This window comes from Ochrobactrum sp. SFR4 (assembly GCF_019730395.1).
Classification (GTDB): Bacteria; Pseudomonadota; Alphaproteobacteria; order Rhizobiales; family Rhizobiaceae; genus Pseudochrobactrum.
This window is the reverse complement of the sequence record NZ_JAAPBB010000802.1, coordinates 1-270: the sequence shown is the minus strand read 5'-3', so window position 1 is coordinate 270 and position 270 is coordinate 1. Positions and strand designations below refer to the sequence as shown.

Sequence of the window (270 nt, the reverse complement as noted above, 5' to 3'; positions counted from 1 at the left end):
TGTTCAGTGAAACTGAAGCACTGGCACATCAGCAATTTGCAAATGACGGGGTTGAAAAAGCCAAGGTTAATTTCCTGCGATACGGTAAATTCCGTTACCAAAATCAGGAACACACCACAGAAGTTCTAATTGAAGGTGCAATTACAGGCGAGAGTCTCGCTGCTATTGAAGCAGCCTTCCATGAAACTTACGAGCGTGAATATACCTATAGGCTGGATGCCCCTGTTGAATTGGTAGGGATTCATCTTGTTGCTTCTGCAGAAGTTGGAA

Annotated in this window: 1 pseudogene; it reads left to right on the top strand. The window is 44.1% G+C overall.

Annotated features, from left to right (window positions below):
* Window positions 1-270, top strand: a pseudogene (locus HBA93_RS21290) (hydantoinase/oxoprolinase family protein); the annotation flags it as partial.